We start from the raw sequence: 20,768 nt of genomic DNA on the forward strand, positions 1-20,768 counted from the left end.
TCAGTGATTCAGTGCGCCAGCAAGTTGCTGACGGATAAATTGGGTGGTGAGCGTTTTCGCGACATCGATATTGAAGGGCAGACCGCTTAGCGCAGCTCGCAGCCAAAGGCCATCGATTAGCGATGCCAATCCGTGAGCCGCCAGTCGCGCCTGTTCACGCGGCAATTCACGGTGAAACTCGGCGGCGAGGGTTGAAAACAGGCGTCGGCTACTGACCCGTTCCAGACGACCCAACTGCGGCTGATGCATGCTGCTGGCCCAGAAATCCAGCCAGGCTTTCATCGCCGCGCTGTGCACCTGTGTGTCATCGAAGTTACCTTCGACAATCGCCAGCAAGCGTGCTTCGGTCTTCGCGCCCGCCAACGGTTTCAGGCGGGCAGCCACGGCATCACGTAACTGACGAGTGATATCGCGCATGGTGGCTTCCAGCAAACCGTTCTTGTCCTTGAAGTAGTGGCTGATGATGCCGGTCGAAACCCCCGCACGGCGGGCAATCTGCGCAATAGTTGCGTCATTAATTCCTACCTCGTTAATCGTATCGAGGGTTGCATCAATCAGCTGCCGACGACGAATCGGCTGCATTCCCACCTTTGGCATGACTCCAGCTCCACCACAATGTCAGAGGACTATTTAAACTTTTTTTGATTGCACGTTCAATATAAAAAAGAATTTTGTTAGGATACTGTGCTTCGATTGTTACAAAAGCACAGCGGTGAACCGGGCTATGCGGCTCATCGTCAGAAGAAAGCACTACAGGGAGGGACAACAGGGGTACTGATAACAACAAGGCCTGGCAGACAGGTCACGCTAATCCATTGAGTCATTACAGGAAATTAACCAGAGGTCATCGATGATTAATCCACCTGCCAGTGAAAAAGACAGAATCAATCCTGTGGTCTTCTACACCTCAGCCGGACTGATTCTGACATTTTCACTTGTCACTATTTTTTACAGCGAGCTGGCTGCCAGCTTGATTCAGACTGCGGTTAACTGGGTTACCGCTACGTTTGGCTGGTACTACATGCTGGCCGCGACGCTGTATATCGTTTTCGTTATCTACATGGCCTGTTCACGTTACGGCGCCATCAAGCTCGGGCCAGAGCAATCCAAACCAGAATTCAGCTTATTAAGCTGGTCAGCGATGCTGTTTGCGGCCGGTATCGGTATCGATCTGATGTTCTTCTCAGTGGCCGAACCGGTCACGCAGTACATGCAACCGCCTGAAGGCGCCGGACAAACCATGGAAGCCGCCCGACAAGCCATGGTGTGGACGTTGTTCCACTACGGCGTAACTGGCTGGTCAATGTACGCGCTGATGGGGATTGCGCTGGGGTACTTTAGCTACCGCTACAATTTGCCGCTCACCATCCGTTCTGCGCTGTATCCAATCTTTGGCAAACGTATTAACGGGCCGATTGGCCATACCGTGGATATTGCAGCGGTGGTGGGGACCATCTTCGGCATCGCCACCACCTTAGGGATCGGCGTGGTTCAGCTCAATTATGGCCTGAATGTGTTGTTCGATATTCCGGAAGGCTTTACCGCGCAGGCGGCGTTGATTGTGCTGTCGGTGATTATCGCCACCATTTCCGTGACCTCCGGCGTGGATAAAGGCATCCGTATTTTGTCGGAACTCAACGTTGCGCTGGCATTGGGGCTGATTCTGTTTGTGCTGTTCATGGGCAAAACCGACTTCCTGCTGAATGCGCTGGTGCTCAATGTCGGTGATTACATCAACCGCTTTATGGGCATGACGCTGAACACCTTTGCGTTTGATCAGCCAAGAGAGTGGATGAACAGCTGGACGTTGTTCTTCTGGGCATGGTGGGTCGCCTGGTCCCCGTTTGTTGGCTTGTTCCTGGCGCGTATTTCACGTGGTCGCACTATCCGTGAGTTCGTGCTCGGTACGCTGATTATCCCGTTCACCTTCACGCTGTTGTGGCTGTCGGTCTTTGGTAACGCCGCGCTGTATGAAATTATCCACGGTGATGCCGGCTTTGCTCAGGAAGTGATGGCGCATGCAGAACGTGGCTTCTACAGCCTGCTGGCGCAGTATCCTGCGTTTAAGTTCAGCGCTTCGGTCGCGACCATTACCGGCATGCTGTTCTACGTCACCTCAGCGGATTCCGGTTCACTGGTGTTGGGTAACTTCACTTCGAAGCTGAAAGACATCAACAGTGATGCACCGAACTGGCTGCGTATCTTCTGGTCAGTGGCGATTGGTGTTCTGACCATGGGTATGTTGATGACCAACGGTATCTCTGCGCTGCAGAATGCCACGGTGATCATGGGACTGCCGTTCAGCTTTGTGATCTTCTTTGTGATGGCTGGTTTGTATAAGTCACTCAAAGTGGAAGACCATCGCCGCGCCAGCGCCAGTCGTGAAACGGCACCGTACATTCCGGCCAGCAACGATCGCCTGAGCTGGAAGAAACGTCTGTCGCGTCTGATGAACTATCCAGGCACACGCTACACCCAGCAAATGATGGAGAACGTCTTGTTCCCGGCGATGCAGGATGTGGCGAAAGAACTGGAGTTGCGCGGCGGTCGGGTTTCACTGGACCGCGTGGAGCCGGAAGAGGGCCATCCGTTAGGTTATCTGGATTTGCGCGTGCTGCTGGGTGAAGAGCAGGACTTCGTGTATCAGATCTGGCCGCAGCAGTACTCGGTTCCAGGTTTTACCTATCGGGCGCGCAGCGGTAAATCGACCTATTACCGTCTGGAGACGTTCCTGCTGGAAGGCAGCCAGGGCAACGATTTGATGGACTACAACAAGGAGCAGGTGATCATCGATATTCTCGATCAGTACGAACGTCACCTGAACTTTATCCATCTGCATCGCGAAGCACCGGGCAGCAATATCACTTTCCCAAGCGTGTAAGCCCACGGACAGCGGCAGCCCTGCCGCTGTCCGTGCACTTTCCCTGGAGCAAGCTACACTTTCAGCCTGCTCTAAGGGAGACTGAAATGAAATTGGGTTTTGCGTGTAAGTACTTCGATGCACAGGCTAAGCAGCCGTTTCCGTTTAAAATCACCACGCGTACGCGTTTCCTGAGTCTTGATCGCGAAGAACAAGCGCGTTTACTGGCGCAGTTGGCAACCAACAACCTCGATAACCAATTCCTCACGCTGCAGCAACTGGCAAAACTGCCGGAGGCGATGCGCATGATGCGGATTGGCAGCGATCTGTTACCGCTGTATACCGTGCCTGAAGCCACCGCCATCTACAGCGAATTAATGCCCGACTTACAACAGCTGTTTGCCAGGTGTGGCGAAATCGCCCGCGCCAACAACATCCGCCTCTCATTCCATCCCGGACAATACTCGGTACTCGCTTCGGATAATGAAGGCGTGGTGGATAGGGCGATTGAGGATGTGGAGTACCATGCGCTGTGTGCCGTGTTAATGGGGTACGGTCGCCAGTTCCAGGATTTCAAAATCAATATCCATATGAACGGCAAAAAAGGCATCGAGGGGTTTCGCGCGGCGTTTCAGCGCCTCTCTCCTGAAGCACGCAATATGCTGACGGTTGAAAATGATGAAATCTCTTGTTCGCTGGATGATGTATTACAGGCGCGCGATCTCTGTCCGGTGGTGCTGGATATTCACCATCACTGGGTAAAAGAGAATCAATTTATTCAAGCGGATGATGCGCGTATTGCGTTAATTATCGAATCGTGGCGCGATGTGCGTCCGGTATTACACTATTCGATTGCTCAGGAAGGTTTAATCCCAGAACATGGCTTCCCGGATCAGCGCGATTTAACGGTGGCAAAAACCAAACTGCGTGCACATTCTGACTACTACTTTAATCAGGATTTAAACGACTGGGCGTTATCATTTACTGACTTCGACATTATGTGCGAAGTGAAAATGAAAAATCTGGCGGTCGAGCGCTTATACCGTTATGCGCTCGACCAGGGTGAGATTAAGGCGAGGTAATTACAATCGCCACACGGCGATTCTGCGCGCGGCCTTGTGCACTGTTATTGCTGGCAATCGGGGCGGTCATGCCCATGCCGCGGGTGATGATGTTGGCGCGCGGGACATCAGCGCCCAACGCCCATTGTGTTGCCACGGCATCGGCACGTTTCAGTGACAACTGCTGGTTATAATCCGCCTTGCCGTAATTATCCGTATGACCGTCAATGCGGACATGCTGAATGCCCGTCGCTGAGAGATTTTTCGCCATATTGGCGATGTTGGCTTTACTGGTCGCGGTGAGTTCAGACTCATTTACCCCAAACAGGATTTTGTCCGATAAACCTAATCCCCAGCCTTCCATGTTTTCAGTAAAGCCCGCGCTTTGCATCGCTGCAATCTGTGCGGCGGTGAAACGACCTTTTGACTGACAGCCCGCGCAAACCAGAATACACAGCAGCAGAAAGAGTTTGATTTTCATACCCGTACCTTACTTATCCCTTTGTTTTTGTACATATGCATATCCGCACGTTCCAGAATTGATTGCACCGTATCGCCATGCTGCGACCAGGCGTAACCAATAGTGACCGAGGTGGTGATCGGTGTGCCTTCCGCGATCATAATCTTCTGTGCAATGGCTTCCCTGATCTCCTCTGTCAGCTGCAGCAGCTGTTTCTCAGTCGCGCGGCTGGTTATTAACATCGCAAACTCATCACCGCCGAGGCGCGCGACCATATCCTGTTTGTAGGCCAGTGCAAGCAGGCGGGAACCGATGGCTTTCAGCACCTCATCGCCCGCCGCATGTCCCCAGTTATCATTGATGCTCTTGAATCGATCGCCATCCAGGAACAGCAACACAAAGCGCTCATGAGCGAATTGGCCATCAAGCAATCGGGTTAACTGCGTGACAAAGGCGGCGCGGTTGGCCAGTCCGGTGAGCGGATCTTCCAACGCTTTCGCCGCTAACGACCGGTTATCACGCAGTAACGAAGCCTGTAATGATTGCATCTCTGCGAGCAACGAGTTGAGATCGTCCGAAAACAGCTGAAACTCTTTGGTCGGGCTTTCGGGAATACGCAGCGAAAAATCACCCGAGCTGATGACGTAATGAATCGAGCTGGTGATATTGCGCAGTGTCTGCAAAATGCCCCGATGCAAGAATGCGCTCAGCATAAAGGCGACGATCAGCACACACAGCATACCGCTGGATAAAATCATCACTGAGTAACGGATAAAATCCGTCGCCCCTTTGACCGTACCCGCCAGCGTCAACGTCCCGACGACATTTTCCGCATGATTAATATTGACGCTCAGCGGGCGCGCGTAGATCCATTCGCGTAAGAAGTTCTCATACCAGCCATCCTGCTGCTGTTGATCTTGCCAGTTAACCAATACGGTTTGATCGTCCGTTACCAGTTTCGCCGTAGCAAACATGCCTTCGTTGCCCAACATGGCAATTTTTTTGTGGGCGTCATAACTGTCTTCAAAGACGGTGGCAGCGGTCAGGCTGTTGCTCAGCGTTGCGGCAATCAGCTCCAGGTTGCGCTTCTCATAACGCTTGATGAAAAGTAACGAAGTGGAGGTCAGCAGCAACCAGCACAGCAACAAGATAACGGCGGAGTTGATGATGCTGATCTTGCGCAGCCTGATGCGGATAGATGATTTTTCATTTTTAATTTTTTCAAATTTCATCTTATTGGCTTCCTTTGCGCGACAGCAATAACACATCCGGACTCACGCGAACGCCACTGCGAGCCAGTGAATCAAGGTTTACTGCAAACATCGGATGATCGGCATTAAAAATAAGACAGAAAGCGGCTCCAATGGCGCAATCGGTATTATTTTCAGCCAGAGAGAGAACGGCGTGGCCTTTCTCCAGGCTGAGCAATTCGGTCTGTTGCTGCGGCGACTGATCACCGAAATAGAGGGCATCACAGCGATTGCTGGCTAACTCGGTTTCACTGTTGAGATAGACCACGCTAAAGGGCAGCGATGTCGCTGTGGCACTGGCAGGAAAATTGATGTGGCGCGCAGAATTGAACACACACAACTGTGGGGCGTCGTGCAACGCTGGCCAGCGGGTGAAGCTAATGATGCCGCTGACAATACGGTTGGCTTTGTCATCTTTCGTCGCGGGGTTTTGCGCCGCAGCGGCAGGCAGGGATAGCGGCAATATCAACAGTGCCAGCGAACCGATGCAGATCAGTGCGGCTTTAAGCTGAGCCAAAAGCAGAAATAAAACTTCACGAGGGTGAAGACGAGGTTCAAAACGTAACATGACGCTATTCCGCTGGGTTCAACCCGCAAATAGTACCATCGGCATTTATAAAAGAGTACAGGTGTTCAATAGCGGAAAACGCGGACTATTTACTCTGGCAGGATAATCAGATCCAATCATTAATAGAGAAATTGATGCAGTATTTATATAAACATGCCGGGCGAACTGACATCGCCCGGCAGTGAATCGCAAAGATTATTCACTTAAATCGCGGCCATTGCTGGCAATCACTTTTTTATACCACCAGAAAGATTTTTTGCGGGTGCGCGCCAGTGAGCCATTGCCTTGATCATCACGATCGACGTAAACAAAGCCGTAGCGTTTACTCATCTCGCCCGTTGAGGCTGCGACCAGATCAATGCATCCCCAGGTGGTGTAACCTATCACCGGGATGCCATCGGCTATCGCTTCGCCCATTGCCTGAATGTGCTGCTTCAGGTAGCTGATACGGTAATCGTCATGAATCTCGCCGTTGGCATCGATTTCATCGCGCGCCCCCAGGCCGTTTTCCACCAAAAATAGCGGCTTTTGATAGCGGTCATACATCATGTTCATGGTGATGCGCAGGCCTAAGGGATCGATGCCCCAGCCCCATGCGCTCCGGGGAATGTGGGGGTTGGTCAGCGATTTCACCACGTTCGCCGCACTGCTGTTTTTCTCGTTCATATCGGCTGAGGCACAGCGCGACGCGTAGTAGCTGAAGGAGACAAAATCCACGGTATGACGCAGAAGTTCTGCATCACCGTCCTGCCACTCAATCTCAATGCCTTTCTCGCGGAACACGCGTGCTGCGTAGGAAGGATAAGCACCGCGCGCCTGCACATCGATAAAGAACAGGTTCTCGCGATCTTTTTCCAGCGCCGCCCAGACATCTTCAGGGTTACATGACCACGGATAGAAATTGCCGCCCGCCAGCATGCAGCCGACCTGATTTTCGGGGTCAATCTCGTGTGCAATTTTCGTCACCAGCGCACTGGCGACCAGTTCATGATGCGCCGCCTGGTATTTAACCTGATCTCGATTATCCTCTGGTCCGAAGACCAGGCCAGCGCCAGAGAACGGGCTGTGCAGCAGAATGTTGATCTCGTTAAACGTCAGCCAGTATTTCACCAGCCCGTTGAAAGCGTCAAAGCAGGTGCGGGCATAGCGGGCGAAGAATTCAATCATCTTGCGGTTGCGCCATGAACCGTACTCGGTAACCAAATGCATCGGTACGTCAAAATGGCATAACGTCACCAGCGGCGTGATGCCATATTTTTGGCACTCTTCGAACAGGCTGCGATAGAAAGCGATACCTTCAGGATTTGGCGTTAACTCATCACCTTTCGGGTAGATGCGGCTCCAGGCGATGGACGTGCGAAACACCGTGAAGCCCATTTCCGCCATCAACGCGATGTCATCTTTATAGCGACGATAAAAATCGATGGCATCATGGCTCGGATAGTATTCATCATCACGCAAGGTGAAGCGCGGTTCCAGCCCGAGTTTGACCGGCATTCGGTGTTCGCCATGCGGGATCATATCCACCGTGGTTAAGCCTTTACCGCCCGCCAGATAGCTCCCCTCCGACTGATTAGCGGCTAACGCGCCGCCCCATAAAAATCCCTCTGGAAATGTCACTTCAGACATAAAAAACCTCAGTTAATCAATTCACATTGACGGCTTTAGCAGGATCCACAACCGGTTTAGGCTGCGCTGTTTCACTCACCGGAATATCTTCAAAGCCAAGAATCAGGGTCAGAACAAATGAAAGCACCACCGACAACACCATCACGCCACCCACCCACACAATGCTCATCGGGTTGGCCGGATCAAAAAACTGTACGCTGGTAAACAAGCCGGGTGAGGCCATGGAGTGGCTGGCGAGCCCGCCGATGCCGGCTACCGCGCCACAGATAAATCCGCTGATCAGGCTGGCGATCAGTGGTCGTTTGAGTCGCACCGCAACACCATAGAGAGCGGGTTCCGAGATCCCAGCCACAATCGCTGAAGCTGCTGCTGCAAACGCGGTCTGACGCAATTCCGGATTCTTGGTTTTGAAGGCTACGGCCAGCGATGAGCCGCCGAGTGACAGATTGGCGCCGATTTCAGAGGGCATCACCATGCCTTCTTTGCCCGTTTCCGCGATGGTCTGAATGATGGTCGGGGTGAAGACGCGGTGCATGCCCGTCATCACCAGCAGCGGCCACAGCGCGCCCATGATCGCCACGGACAGCCATCCCAGATAGCCATGAATGGTATAAACCAGCGCTGAAATACCGCTACCAATCCAGATGCCTAGCGGACCAATCAGCACAATGGCAATCGGTGCGGCGATCAACACAATCAACATCGGTTTAAGGAAGTTTTTGGTGACCGCAGGGGTAAAGCGATCCACCCAGTATTCGATGTGCGACAGGATCCACGTCATCACCAGCGCCGGGATGACGGTGTAGGTGTATTTCACCGCCGTCACCGGGATATAGGCGAACTCCACGGCCTGGCCTTGTGCCGCTTTGGCCATCAAATCAATAAAGTTGGGATGCACCAGTACGCCAGCAATCGCAATCGCCAACGACATATTGGTTTTGAATTTCAGTGCCGCCGAGGCCGCCACCATTACCGGCAGGAAGAAAAAGGCGCCGTCACCGATCACATTCAGGATCACCAGCGTAGACGAACCTTTCTCCAGTACGCCGCTCATCTCCAGCACCATTGCCAGCAGCTTCACCATCGATCCCCCGATGATCGCCGGGATCAGCGGCGACATGGTGCCCACCAGCGCATCAAGAATGCCCGCGCCAATGCTGCGTAGGGTGATTTTGCGTTTCACTGGGGCGCTATTATCGCTATTCGGTGTACCGAGTTTAAGCACTTCCTGATACGCGAGATTGACGTTATTGCCAATGATCACCTGGCATTGCGTATCGGTATGCACCACGCCCATCACGCCTGGAATCGCTTTTAGCGTGGCGTTATCGATCAGGGCAGTGTCGCGAAGCACGAAACGCAGGCGCGTCATGCAGTGCGTGACGGCTTCAATATTGGTTAAGCCGCCGAGCGAAGCCACGATGGCGCGTGAAACGTCAGCATAATTTTTAGCCATGGATTGTAGGTCTCTGATTTTTTTGAGTAGGGGTACGTTTGCCCGCATATCTATTGCGAGTCATGAGAAACCGGTTTCACAAAATCATGAATATGAAATCATTACCAGGCAAGGAGTTTAAAATTTTATGTTTAAAAGTGTGATAGTGATCGATAACGAGATGAGGAGCGGGCAAACATTACGGTGAAAAAATTCTCCGCATTATTCGTGACTTAGGTACACTTCAGCGATACGAGCGTAAATCAGAGTGAAATATGGCAACCATAGTTGAGGTGGCGAAGGTCGCAGGCGTATCGAAAGCCACGGTGTCACGTGTGCTGTCCGGCAACGGTTATGTCAGCGAAGAGAAGCGGGAATTGGTATTTAAAGCCATCGCGGCAACCGGCTTTCGCCCCAATTTACTGGCGCGAAATCTGGCAACCAAGTCGAGCCAGACTATTGGCCTGGTGATCACCAACACCCTCTATTCCGGCAGCTATTTTACTGAGCTCATGCAGCATTCCGCCCGACTGATGGAGCAGCAGGGGCGACAACTGCTATTGGTGGATGGCAAACACAGCGCGGAAGAGGAGCGTGCTGCGATTCAATTTTTGCTCGATTTGCGCTGTGACGGCATCATTATCTATCCGCGCTTTCTCACCATTGAAGAAATGGACGCTATCATCGATCAGCACTCGCATCCGATTCTGGTGATCAACCGTCGTCTGCGGCAACACGACAGCTACTGTATTTACGCCGATCAACAACGCACCAGCGCCGACGCCGTTGAAGCGTTAATCAAACTGGGGCATCGTGACATTGCCTTTATTACCGGGTCGCTCGATTCGCCCACCGGCCGTGAGCGCCTGGCGGGCTACCAATCGGCGCTGGCAAAACACCAGATTCCGGTTCAGCAAGCGTTGATTATTGAAGGGAAGTGGCAGGCGCAAAACGGCGTAGCGGCGGTAGAAACCTTGTTAAACCAGGGCAGTCCGTTTAGCGCACTGGTGGCCAGTAATGATGATATGGCGGTAGGAGCGTTAAAAGCGTTGGCATCGCACAACATTGCGGTTCCGGCTCAGGTCTCCGTGCTGGGATTTGATGATATTCCGCTGGCCCCCTTCACCGTTCCATCGCTCTCTAGCGTGAAAATGCCGGTGACGGAGATGATTCAGGAAACGCTCGCAAGGCTGATTTCGATGCTCGACGGGGGCGAAATGCGCAATCGCCAGCGCTTCTCGGGTGAAGTGATGATGCGAGAATCCGTCGGCCCAGGACCTTTCGCCTGATAAAAAACAGTGACGGATCAGTAATATAACGCTTATAAACAATAGGTTGACGAATCTTATCGATATATAATCGAAAATATAGCGCTAGCTTAACGCGCTCACCCCCTTTCGTCAGTCATCCTGGAAATGTCATGTTTATCAAGCGTATCACCCTGGTGAAAACAGGTTTCACCAGTGCCATGTTGTTGTCCGCCGTTCCGCTGTATGCCACATCCGAGCAACCGACCATTGCAGTGACTGCCTCGCCGAATCAACCTCCTGCAGAAACCGATAAAAAAGCCACGCTGGGCAATCTCGGCAAACAGGAAGTGCGCAACACGCCGTGGTCGGTGCAAACCCTGTCACCTGAGTTGATGAAGCGCCAGCAGTTGAAAAGCGTCAGCGATTTGTATCGTTACATGCCATCGGTACAGGGGGATGGGGCACGCCCGCAAACGCGGGGTATGCAGGGCAGTGTGGTGCAGAACAGCATGATCGATGGGCTGAATGTGGTATCGACCACCGACTACGCCGCTGAACAGTTTGATCACATTGAGGTGCTGAATGGTCTCGCCGGATCCTTGTATGGTCCGGCCAATCCGGCAGGTCTGTTCAATTTCGTGAGCAAACGCGCCAGTGACACGCCTGTGCACTCCATTACTGTGGGCGCGGGTACCGGATTAAGCCATCAGCTGGCCGGTGATTTTAGTGGGCCGCTGGATAGCAACGACCGTCTGCGTTATCGCCTTAATTTCCTCGATGATGAAGGCGATGGCTATGTGAAAGGCAGCAAAGTTCGCCGTCAGCTGTTCAGCCTGGCGCTCGATGCGAATCTGACCGATCAAACGGTGCTGGAAACCAACTTCAGCTATTACCATTTCTACGACAAAGGCCTGCCGGGCAAATTTGCGCTTGGCAAGGGGTTGTCATTCCCCTCTGCGCCCGATCCGAAAACGGCGCACCTGGGACAATCTTATGCGGGTGATGATAATCACACGCTGACTGCTGGCCTGCATCTCAAACATGACTTCGACGGAAACTGGCAGGGTGAAATCGGCGTTTTACGTCAGATTGCCGATCGCGAATCCACGGCGGTAACCAACACCTTCACCGACAGCCACGGCGACTACACCACCACCACTTCATCTGCCACCGCCAGCTGCTTTACGATTAATAGCTACATGGCGAATGTGAATGGGGAAGTGGATACCGGCTGGATTCATCATCAAATTTCAACCGGGCTGCGCGGTTTTGTCTGGAAGAATTACAACCCCCGCAACGGGGCTTCCTCGACCCTGGGCAGTGCTTCGCTGGATAATCCCCAGGCTTTCGCTGAACCGGACTACCCTGATTTTACCGACCGCTATCATTCCGCCACTGCCAGCCAGCATGCATTTCTGCTCAGCGATAATCTGCAGTTTTCCCCGCAATGGAGCCTGTTACTGGCGGGCAGTGAGAGCCTGCTGAGTTCGTCCAACTACAGCAAAACGGGCAGTCGCAGCAGTGATTCTGCTAATAGTGGATTCAGCGGTTCCGCCAGCCTGGTGTACAAGCCGATTGATCCCCTGACGCTTTATGTCACTTACGCTGATAGTCTGCAACAAGGGGACACCGCACCGGCCACGGCCAACAATGCCGGTGCGATATTGGCGCCGTATCGTAGCCGTCAGGTGGAAGTGGGCAGCAAGCTGGCGGTTAATAAACTGCTGCTGACCGCCGCGCTGTTCCAGATAAAACGCCCGTTTGCCTACACCAACGCCAGCGGCGATTACGCTATCGATGGCGAACAGCGTAACAGTGGGCTGGAATTGATGGCGGATGGTCACCTCACCGATCGTCTGCATCTGTTTGGCGGCATGACCTGGTTAGATCCGCGTCTGCTGGACACCGCCAGCACACAAACCGATGACAAGCAGATTGTTGGCTTGCCGCGTTATACCGCCAGCCTGTTTGCCGCTTACGATTTACCGATGTTCAGCGGTACCGATATTCACGGCGGCATTCACTATGTTGGTCGTCGCACTACCGACAATCAAAATGACGGTTGGGTGGGCAGCTATACCACGCTGGATGCCGGTGCAGCCTATAAGACCCGGCTGTTTGATACCGCCACCACCTTCCGACTTGATGTCACGAACCTGACCAACCGCCATTACTGGACCAATATCGTGCCCGGTGGTCTGAACGGTTACAGCGGTGCAGGCTATGCCAGTGCTTCTCTCGGCGCGCCGCGTATGGTGCAGGTCTCCATGCAACTTAACTTCTAAGGGAGTGAATGATGAGCAAAATGTGGCGTCGGTTATTACCGATGTTGATGGTGAGTACACTGGCTTCAGCCCAAACGGTGATCGATGACACTGGCCATCATGTCGAAATCAGCCAACCGGCGATGCATATTGCTGACGCCTGGTTTGCGCATCACTCGTTGTTGATGACGTTGGGCGCGGGGGATCGCATCGTGGCGACGGTGAATCATCCCGCCGATCGTCCGTGGATGTTTAAGGTTCAGCCATCCCTCAATCAGGCACTGCAGGCGAAGGGGAAAACCTTTGCCAGTGAAGCACTGGTGGTGCGCCATGTTGACGCTATCTTTGTGCCAGCGAATGATCCTGATGCGGAATCGTATCGACTTGCGGGTATTCCGGTACTGGCAATGAACTTCGATGATTTTGCTTCGATGAAGCGTTCACTGATCACGACGGCGCAAGTGCTGGGTACGCCCGAGGCGGCGAAGCGAGCAGAAGCTTATAACCGCTACCTTGAATTTTATGACTACTCGCTGACGGCGAATGACGCGCAGCGAATTTTACAGGCGTTGCCACCGGAATAAATCGTGCTTTTTTAAATATGTCATTTTAAATTCATTAGCTCCACTGTTGGAGAATCATGAACAAACCCGTTTAAGCTTTACTTATAAAGGGTTTGTTCAATATCCAGTCAAAGGTTTTTTAAGAAGGTGAATGGTCTTAAGTGCCGGGTAATAAAAGGATTAGGATTTGCTCCATACTGGATTGGTAAGTCCAGTGGAAATTAATGCTTGATGCCTTCAAGCATTAAAAAACGTGCATTAAGAAAAGTTTTAATCAGAATAAGTCTTATTGTGAGTAAATAATTGTCAGTGCTAAGTTGAATTTACACATCCGGACATCTTTCCTGAGAGAATTATGCACGCACGCATCAAGCATCTTGACGGAATGCGCGGTCTTGCCATCTTAATGGTGATTGGTTACCACGCGTATGCACGTTGGCCAGAACTCTTGCCCTATGTAAACCTCACACAACATATTCCAGTTTTTTCTTTCGGCTGGCTTGGTGTTGAGTTGTTTTTCATGATCTCCGGCTTTGTCATATTTATGACGCTGGATAAGTCTGATAGCTACATCAGTTTCCTGAAAAAACGCTGGCTGCGACTGTTTCCGGCAATGCTGATTGCCAGTTTGTTACTCTATGCTGTGGGTGGGTTTTTCCCGGAATGGTCGGCTATGACACCCTATGTCAGGAATTTGCTACCTGGGCTGATCTTCACTAATCCTGAAACGTTGACACAAATAACCGGTATTGAATTTAAATCGATGGCGGGCTCATTTTGGTCGCTGTACGTTGAAGCGGTATTCTATCTGATTATTGGTGCCATCTATTTTACCCTGGGACGGAAATATTGCTTGCCGGGCTTGCTGGTGCCGATGTTAATGCTGTCCGCCTCCTCGGTATTAAAATCTTTAGGTCATCCCATTTTCATTGATATTATTGCTAAGTTTGGTTTTATTCACTACGCGTGGTTTATGATCGGCTGCCTGGTGTATGAAAGAATGCATGGCCGTGACAAAGGCTTTCATTATGCGGTTGTGGTTGTCGCGATGCTCATTAACTTCAGCTACTACGTTAAAAATGCGGGTGCCCTAACGGTCATTCCCTTACTGCTGGTCATGCTTTTCTTTATTGCCAGTTTTTATTCAAAACAACTGGAACGTTTGTTATCCGTTCGATTTTTCACTGCGATAGGTTTTGCCAGTTACGCCTACTATCTGATACATGAAAACCTCATGATTGCCATACTGATAAAAATGAATGTGCAGATCAAAAGTGAAACAGTCATGCTGCTCATGCCGATTGTGGTCGCCGCAGGGCTCTATTATTTGGCCTGGTTTATCACCAAATATCTCGAACCAGCGTTGAGAAATATGTTGAAGGGAAAACGGACACCGGCACCAGAAGTGGGGTGATGAAAGGGGTGCGGTGTTAATCCCGCACCCGATGTTTCAGGTTACAAACCAAACCCATAGCGCAGCGCGGTATACGCCACCATGCCAGCCAGCACGGTGGCAAACAAACCGCGCGTGACGATGCCGGTGATCGCCGCAATCAGCGCTGCCAGTAACGATAAACTCAAACCTGAAGCGGTCAACGCCGGCTTTTCGATCAACTCGGCCGTGACAATGGCCGCCATAATGCCCGCCGGGATAAAGCTCAGCCACTGTTGCGCCAGCGGGGCGAGTCGGAATCGGGAAAGCAGCAGAATCGGGCCAACGCGCATCACCGCTGTGATCAGCGCGGCAACCACAATGGTCATCAGGACATTACGCTCCATGTTATTTCCCCTCCTTGTATTTCATGCGTAACAGCAGCGTGGCCAGACTGGCGGCCATCGAGGCGGCGATGATCACCACTACGCTGAGATCCAGATGTCCCGCAGAAAAATAGGTCACCAGCACCGCAACCACAATCGCCAGCGTCTCCAGCCATTTGCGGCGGCTGGCAAACCACGTCATTAGAATCAGCCCGATAAACATCGATACCAGACTAAAACTCAATCCGGCCATCAGCGATTCAGGGACGGCAGATGCGGCATAAGCGCCAATCACACAGGCAATAATCCAGTTCAGCCAGGCGGGCAGGTTAAGACCAAACATCCAGGCAAAGGCGATTTTGCCGTGCTGGCTGCCGTGCTGTACCGCGACGCCGAAGGTCTCATCGGTGAGCAGCAGGCCGCTGACGACTTTCTGCCAGCCACTTTGACCACGGAAGAACACGCTAATCGCTGAACTCATCAGCAAATAGCGCAGATTAACCAGCATCACGCTAAGCACCACCGAGGTCATTTCCGCGCCTGCTGCCCATAGCGAATAAAATAAGAACTGCGCCGAACCGGTGTAGAGCAGCGTCGCCAGCAGCGCGGTTTGCAATACGGAGAAACCGGCCAGCGTGCCAATGGCACCCGCAGCAAAACCGATGCTCAGGTAACCGGGCACGGTAGGTAAACAGGCGATAAAACCCGCGCGAAAACTCAGTGGATCGCTGTGTTTCGGCAGGGTGTGACTATTCAACGACATGACAATTTTCCAAAACCTTCTCAACAGATGCACCAATTTTAAGCCACGATGCGCAAGGCTATAGTAAAATCCTGCTCCCGGAGTACATCAGCGAAGGATTTGTGATGCAGGAAAAACGTGATGACATCAAATTGTGGCGTGACCGTGGTATGCACGGCGGCATGGAAATCCTGCGCGCACGCTGCTACGAGCACAGTTATCCGCCACACTTCCACGACGAGTTCGTGATCGCGGCGTTTGCCCGAGGGGCACAACGTACCCGTATTTGCCGTCAACAGGGGATTGCCGCCGCTGGCACGGTGATGGTGATTCTGCCGGGAGAAGTGCACACCGGTGAAGCGGTCCAGCGTGAGGAAGGCTGGGATTACTGCGCGTTTTATCCTTCCGCCGCACTGATTAATGAAATCGCGGAGTCACAAATCGGCGGCAAAGGTGAACTCAATTTTGGTGCGGAAGGGATGCGGTATGATCCGTTGCTGGCGCAGCAGATGTTGCAGGCTTCCGCCGTGATGCAAGAAAGTCCGGACGCAGTGGAAAAAGAGTGTGCGCTGTTTCAGGTGCTGAGCGCGTTAATCCGTCAACACGGCGAACGCACGTTAAAAGGCGGTGAGCGTCATGCTTTACGCGCCGATATTCGGCAGGCGATCGATTTTCTGCATAGCGATTACCATCAGCCGCTGGCGGTCAGTGAAATCGCCGCCGTCGCCGGGTTAAGCGAATACCATTTTATGCGCACCTTCCAGAAGCTGACCGGCTTATCGGTACATCAATACCTCACGCAGATTCGCCTGATGCGGGCAAAACGACTGCTGTCGCAGGGCTTCGATGCCGCGCACACCGCCAGTGAAGTGGGCTTTTTCGACCAAAGCCACTTCATCAAGAAATTCCGCGCCCATTTTGGCATTACACCGGGTGCATTTGCGGCGGCATCGCAATGATGGAGCGAGGATCTTGCCATGACTTCCCGTAACAAACCCAATGAACAGGCGACGCCGCTGTCGGTCGGTTTCGTCCTGCTGAACCGCTTTACGCTGCTGCCGTTTGCGGCTTTTGTGGATTGCCTGCGTCTCGCCGCCGATGAAGGCGATCGCAGCCGTCAGCTGCGCTGTAGCTGGACGTTCATGTCCAGCTCTGGCAGTGAAGCGACTTCAAGCTGTGGCGCGGTGATCTCGCCCTGTGAAGCCCTCAAGAACCCGGAACATTTTGACTACATCGTGGTGATTGGCGGGGTGCAGGATGAGAAGGACAAAACCGATCATCGCGCGCTGGATTATATTCGCCTTGCCGCGCAGTTTGGCACGCCATTGGTGGGTTTATGTACCGGTGTCTTTGCATTGATTCAGGCTGGCGTCATGAAGGGAAAAGAGTGTTGTGTCAGCTGGTATCACCATGGGGATTTACAGCGGCGTTTTCCCGATATCACCCCGGTAGCCGATCGCATCTTTGTCGATGAAGGCAAGCTGATTACCTGTGCCGGTGGCGTGGCGGCGGCGGATGTTGCCGCGCATCTGATTGAACGCCATCTGGGGCGCGCATGGGCGATAAAAAGTCTGCATATCATGCTGATTGATGAAGCGCGCACCACGCATCATCCGCAGCCGCAACCGGTGATCTTCGAAAAAATAAAAGATCGCATGGTGCGCAGTGCCGTTGATGTGATCTCCCAACATATGGGCGAGGTGATTTCGGTTGAGCAACTCGCGCAACGCCTCAATACCTCGCGACGCAATATTGAGCGTAAATTCAAAGATGAGCTGGGTGTCAGTCCGCAACGCTTCGCACGTGACTTACGACTGCGTTATGGTCTCTGGCTACTGCTGTACAGCGCGAAAACAGTGACAGAAATTGGCGAGCGCTGTGGCTTCTCCGATACCGCGCATTTTTCCCGCCATTTCCGCGATGCCTTTGGTTATCCTCCCAGCCTGGCACGCAAGCAGGCCGCATTGCGCGATCAGCAGCATGTCGATCCATTCTTTATTCATATTGATAGTGCAATTGAAGGGCGTTGATTTCAGTGCTCTCGTTATTTCATTGTTGCTGCACAAAATGATTACCCACTGATTTACTTAATTTTTTCCTCCCACCCGATTTAAGCCTTTCCAATCAGACATCACATTTTCTTATCCAATCGTGATGCACCTCAAACAATACAAATCACCTTCAAAAATTAAACCATTGATAAATAAGGGTTGTCGCGATTTTGTCATATTAAATGTCGCAAACGTTCAAGCTTGCACCCGGCGATATTCAGTAGTGTGAAAACGTACTGAATTTGGCCACTAATCCTGATGATGAGGGTGTAGCAATGAATGCAAATGATTTGAACAGTGCCGATCCACAACTGTTTGCCGCCGTAGTGGGTGAGCTGGTGCGACAGGAAACACACATCGAATTAATCGCCTCGGAAAATTATGCCAGCTCCCAGGTCATGTCGTTGCAGGGCAGCCAGCTCACCAACAAATATGCTGAAGGCTATCCGGGGAAACGCTACTACGGCGGCTGCGAACATGTCGACACCATCGAACGTTTAGCCATTGAACGCGCCTGCCTGCTGTTTGGTGCGGATTACGCCAACGTGCAGCCCCATTCCGGTGCTCAGGCGAACGCCGCGGTGTTTATGGCGTTGATCAAACCCGGCGACACCATTCTCGGCATGAGCCTGGCGCACGGCGGTCACTTAACCCATGGCGCCGCACCGAATGTCTCCGGTAAGCACTACAACGCCGTGCAATACGGTTTGAATGCCGAAACCGGTGAGATTGATTATCAGGAAGTGGAGCGCCTGGCAAAGGAGCACCAGCCGAAACTGATTGTGGCCGGTTTCTCCGCTTATTCGCGCATCGTTGACTGGCAACGCTTCCGCGAAATCGCCGATAGCGTAGGCGCCTGGCTGATGGTGGATATGGCGCACGTGGCGGGTCTGGTCGCTGCTCGCTGTTATCCCAACCCGTTACCGCATGCACATGTGGTGACCACCACCACGCACAAAACCCTGCGCGGCCCGCGCGGTGGTCTGATTCTTTCAGCGAACGGTGATGAAGCGCTGTACAAAAAACTCAACTCTGCGGTGTTCCCTGGCCAGCAGGGCGGCCCGTTGATGCACGTGATTGCTGCCAAAGCGATGGCCTTCCGTGAAGCGATGGAGCAGGACTTCATTCACTACCAGGCCAAGGTGATCGATAACGCCAAAACCATGGCGAAAGTGTTCATCAAACGCGGTTACGACGTGGTGTCAGGTGGTACCGATAACCATCTGTTCCTGGTCTCGCTGATTGGTCAGGAGATCACCGGCAAAGAAGCCGATGCTGCCCTGGGCCGCGCGCATATCACCGTGAATAAAAATTCCGTGCCCAACGATCCACAAAGCCCGTTTGTGACCTCCGGTTTACGCATCGGCACGGCTGCGGTGACCACGCGCGGCTTTGGCGAGAAGGAGTGCGAGACCCTGGCGGGCTGGATTTGCGACATCCTTGATGTGCTGGCGCTGAAACAGAACAGCGACAACATCGAAGCCTGGGTGCGTTTCAACGTATCAGAGCTGTGTGCCAGACATCCGGTGTATGGCGAGCATTCACCACAGGCTATCGCCAAAAAAGCCATTGCCTGACCATTTTTCCCGGCTCAGGCCGGGAGTTTTAGGAGACGAGTATGCAACGTTTTTCTGGTTTCGGGCTGATTAGCCACGGACTGAGTTATCACGAAAACTGGCAGCGCATGTGGCGCAACCCCACGCCGAAAAAGTCCTACGACGTGATCATCATCGGCGGGGGCGGACATGGCTTAGGGACGGCTTATTACCTGGCGAAAGAGTTTGGTATCCGCAATGTGGCGGTGATCGAGAAAGGTTGGCTGGGCGGCGGTAACACCGCGCGTAATACCACCATCGTGCGCTCGAACTATCTGTGGGATGAAGCCGCCGCGCTGTTCGAACACTCCGTGAAATTGTGGGAAGGGCTGACTCAGGAGCTGAACTACAACGTGATGTTCTCGCAACGTGGCGTGTTGAATCTGGGGCACACCCTGCAGGACATGCGTGATATCCAGCGACGTGTCAACGCCAACCGCCTGAATGGCATTGACGGTGAAGTCCTGGATACTCGCGGCGTACAGGATCTTGAACCGCTGCTGGATTGCTCTGCTCGCGCACGTTTCCCAATCATGGGCGCTTCCTGGCAACCGCGCGGCGGTGTGGCGCGTCATGATGCGGTGGCGTGGGGCTTTGCTCGCGGCGCAGATGCGCATGGCGTGGATATCCTGCAACAGACCGAAGTCACCGGCCTGATGATCCGTGACGGCCAGATTTACGGCGTGCACACCAATCGCGGTGATATCGAAGCGAAGACGGTGGGCTGCGTGGTGGCGGGTAACTCGGGCGTGCTGGCCAATATGGCCGGTATCAAACTGCCTCTGGAATCACATCCTTTGCAGGCGCTGGTCTCCGAACCGCTCAAACCGGTGGTCAACACGGTGGTGATGTCGAACCACGTACACGGTTACATCAGCCAGTCCGATAAAGGCGATCTGGTGATTGGTGCGGGCATTGATGGTTACACCGGTTACGGCCAGCGCGGCAGCTATCCGATTATCGAACACACCCTGCAGGCGATTGTTGAGATGTTCCCGGCCTTCTCGCGCGTGCGCATGAACCGCCAATGGGGCGGCATTGTGGATACCACGCCAGATGCCAGTCCGATCATCTCGAAAACCAAGGTGAACGGCCTCTATTTCAACTGTGGCTGGGGCACCGGCGGCTTTAAAGCGACACCGGGATCGGCGCACGTGTTTGCCGCTAGTCTGGCTAAACGTGAGATGCACCCTCTGGCAGCACCGTTCTCTATTGACCGTTTCCACACCGGCGCTCTGGTGGATGAGCACGGCGCTGCAGCCGTTGCGCACTGATTATTGTT

Annotated in this window: 18 protein-coding genes; 10 read left to right on the forward strand and 8 right to left on the reverse strand. The window is 53.0% G+C overall.

Translation table 11 applies throughout. From position 1 onward, the window contains the following. The gene (betI, locus tag F3J37_RS16835; RefSeq protein WP_034824050.1) at positions 1-597 is read right to left on the reverse strand and encodes a transcriptional regulator BetI; all 597 of its coding nucleotides are present in this window, start codon (positions 595-597) and stop codon (positions 1-3) included. A 253-nt stretch (positions 598-850) separates the two neighbouring features. Between betI and F3J37_RS16840 the strand changes: the two genes are divergently transcribed. Next, a complete protein-coding gene (locus F3J37_RS16840) occupies positions 851-2,881 on the forward strand; it encodes a choline transporter (RefSeq protein ID WP_045815600.1) in 2,031 nt (676 codons plus the stop codon). 86 nt (positions 2,882-2,967) lie between these two features. Beyond that, complete coding sequence (gene uvsE, locus F3J37_RS16845; protein ID WP_166934617.1) at positions 2,968-3,942, forward strand: UV DNA damage repair endonuclease UvsE; 975 nt, start codon at positions 2,968-2,970, stop codon at positions 3,940-3,942. Here uvsE and yfiB read toward each other — a convergent pair. The 5 genes from yfiB to ascF form a co-directional block, all read right to left on the reverse strand. After that, entirely contained in the window at positions 3,929-4,402 is a 474-nt protein-coding gene (yfiB, locus tag F3J37_RS16850) for an outer membrane lipoprotein YfiB (protein ID WP_166934619.1), read from the reverse strand. The genes uvsE and yfiB overlap by 14 nt on opposite strands. Further along, complete coding sequence (gene dgcN, locus F3J37_RS16855) at positions 4,399-5,613, reverse strand: diguanylate cyclase DgcN/YfiN (RefSeq protein ID WP_058961349.1); 1,215 nt, start codon at positions 5,611-5,613, stop codon at positions 4,399-4,401. Before dgcN ends, yfiB begins: the two co-directional genes overlap by 4 nt. Before the next feature lies 1 nt (position 5,614). Next, entirely contained in the window at positions 5,615-6,199 is a 585-nt protein-coding gene (gene yfiR, locus F3J37_RS16860) for a regulatory sequestration protein YfiR (RefSeq protein ID WP_166934621.1), read from the reverse strand. 195 nt (positions 6,200-6,394) lie between these two features. Then, positions 6,395-7,828, reverse strand: coding sequence for a 6-phospho-beta-glucosidase (locus tag F3J37_RS16865; RefSeq protein ID WP_166934622.1), 1,434 nt, complete (start codon positions 7,826-7,828; stop codon positions 6,395-6,397). A gap of 16 nt (positions 7,829-7,844) precedes the next feature. After that, positions 7,845-9,284 (reverse strand): PTS cellobiose/arbutin/salicin transporter subunit IIBC, encoded by a 1,440-nt coding sequence (gene ascF, locus F3J37_RS16870; RefSeq protein WP_166934624.1) that lies wholly within the window; start codon positions 9,282-9,284, stop codon positions 7,845-7,847. Positions 9,285-9,538: 254 nt separating this feature from the next. On the opposite strand from ascF, the gene F3J37_RS16875 reads away from it, so the two are divergent. The 4 genes from F3J37_RS16875 (at position 9,539) to F3J37_RS16890 (ending at position 14,754) form a co-directional block, all read left to right on the forward strand. Then, positions 9,539-10,552 carry a LacI family DNA-binding transcriptional regulator gene (locus F3J37_RS16875; protein ID WP_166934626.1) on the forward strand — a complete coding sequence of 338 codons (1,014 nt, stop codon included), beginning with the start codon at positions 9,539-9,541 and terminating at the stop codon, positions 10,550-10,552. A gap of 131 nt (positions 10,553-10,683) precedes the next feature. Then, positions 10,684-12,798 (forward strand): TonB-dependent receptor, encoded by a 2,115-nt coding sequence (locus F3J37_RS16880; protein ID WP_240154119.1) that lies wholly within the window; start codon positions 10,684-10,686, stop codon positions 12,796-12,798. An 11-nt stretch (positions 12,799-12,809) separates the two neighbouring features. Beyond that, entirely contained in the window at positions 12,810-13,361 is a 552-nt protein-coding gene (locus F3J37_RS16885) for a TroA family protein (RefSeq protein ID WP_240154120.1), read from the forward strand. Between the two features lie 334 nt (positions 13,362-13,695). Continuing rightward, on the forward strand, positions 13,696-14,754 hold the full coding sequence (locus tag F3J37_RS16890; protein ID WP_166934628.1) for an acyltransferase family protein: 1,059 nt from the start codon (positions 13,696-13,698) through the stop codon (positions 14,752-14,754). 41 nt (positions 14,755-14,795) lie between these two features. Here F3J37_RS16890 and F3J37_RS16895 read toward each other — a convergent pair whose 3' ends face one another. Together F3J37_RS16895 and F3J37_RS16900 are read right to left on the reverse strand one after the other, a co-directional pair. Continuing rightward, complete coding sequence (locus F3J37_RS16895; RefSeq protein ID WP_034824025.1) at positions 14,796-15,119, reverse strand: AzlD domain-containing protein; 324 nt, start codon at positions 15,117-15,119, stop codon at positions 14,796-14,798. A gap of 1 nt (position 15,120) precedes the next feature. Beyond that, entirely contained in the window at positions 15,121-15,861 is a 741-nt protein-coding gene (locus tag F3J37_RS16900; RefSeq protein WP_097119136.1) for an AzlC family ABC transporter permease, read from the reverse strand. 104 nt (positions 15,862-15,965) lie between these two features. Here F3J37_RS16900 and F3J37_RS16905 point away from each other — a divergent pair, with 104 nt between their 5' ends. The 4 genes from F3J37_RS16905 to F3J37_RS16920 all read left to right on the forward strand — a co-directional run bounded on the left by F3J37_RS16905 (position 15,966) and on the right by F3J37_RS16920 (position 20,760). Beyond that, the gene (locus F3J37_RS16905) at positions 15,966-16,799 is read left to right on the forward strand and encodes a helix-turn-helix transcriptional regulator (protein ID WP_166934630.1); all 834 of its coding nucleotides are present in this window, start codon (positions 15,966-15,968) and stop codon (positions 16,797-16,799) included. 18 nt (positions 16,800-16,817) lie between these two features. Further along, positions 16,818-17,870 (forward strand): GlxA family transcriptional regulator, encoded by a 1,053-nt coding sequence (locus F3J37_RS16910; protein WP_034824021.1) that lies wholly within the window; start codon positions 16,818-16,820, stop codon positions 17,868-17,870. 296 nt (positions 17,871-18,166) lie between these two features. Then, positions 18,167-19,468: a serine hydroxymethyltransferase gene (glyA, locus tag F3J37_RS16915; RefSeq protein ID WP_166934632.1), complete on the forward strand. Its 1,302-nt coding sequence runs from the start codon at positions 18,167-18,169 to the stop codon at positions 19,466-19,468. A gap of 41 nt (positions 19,469-19,509) precedes the next feature. Further along, positions 19,510-20,760, forward strand: a complete 1,251-nt coding sequence (locus tag F3J37_RS16920) for a sarcosine oxidase subunit beta family protein (protein WP_034824016.1) — start codon at positions 19,510-19,512, stop codon at positions 20,758-20,760. Positions 20,761-20,768: the final 8 nt, after the last annotated feature.

Source organism: Candidatus Pantoea communis (assembly GCF_011752685.1).
Taxonomy (GTDB): Bacteria; Pseudomonadota; Gammaproteobacteria; order Enterobacterales; family Enterobacteriaceae; genus Pantoea; species Pantoea communis.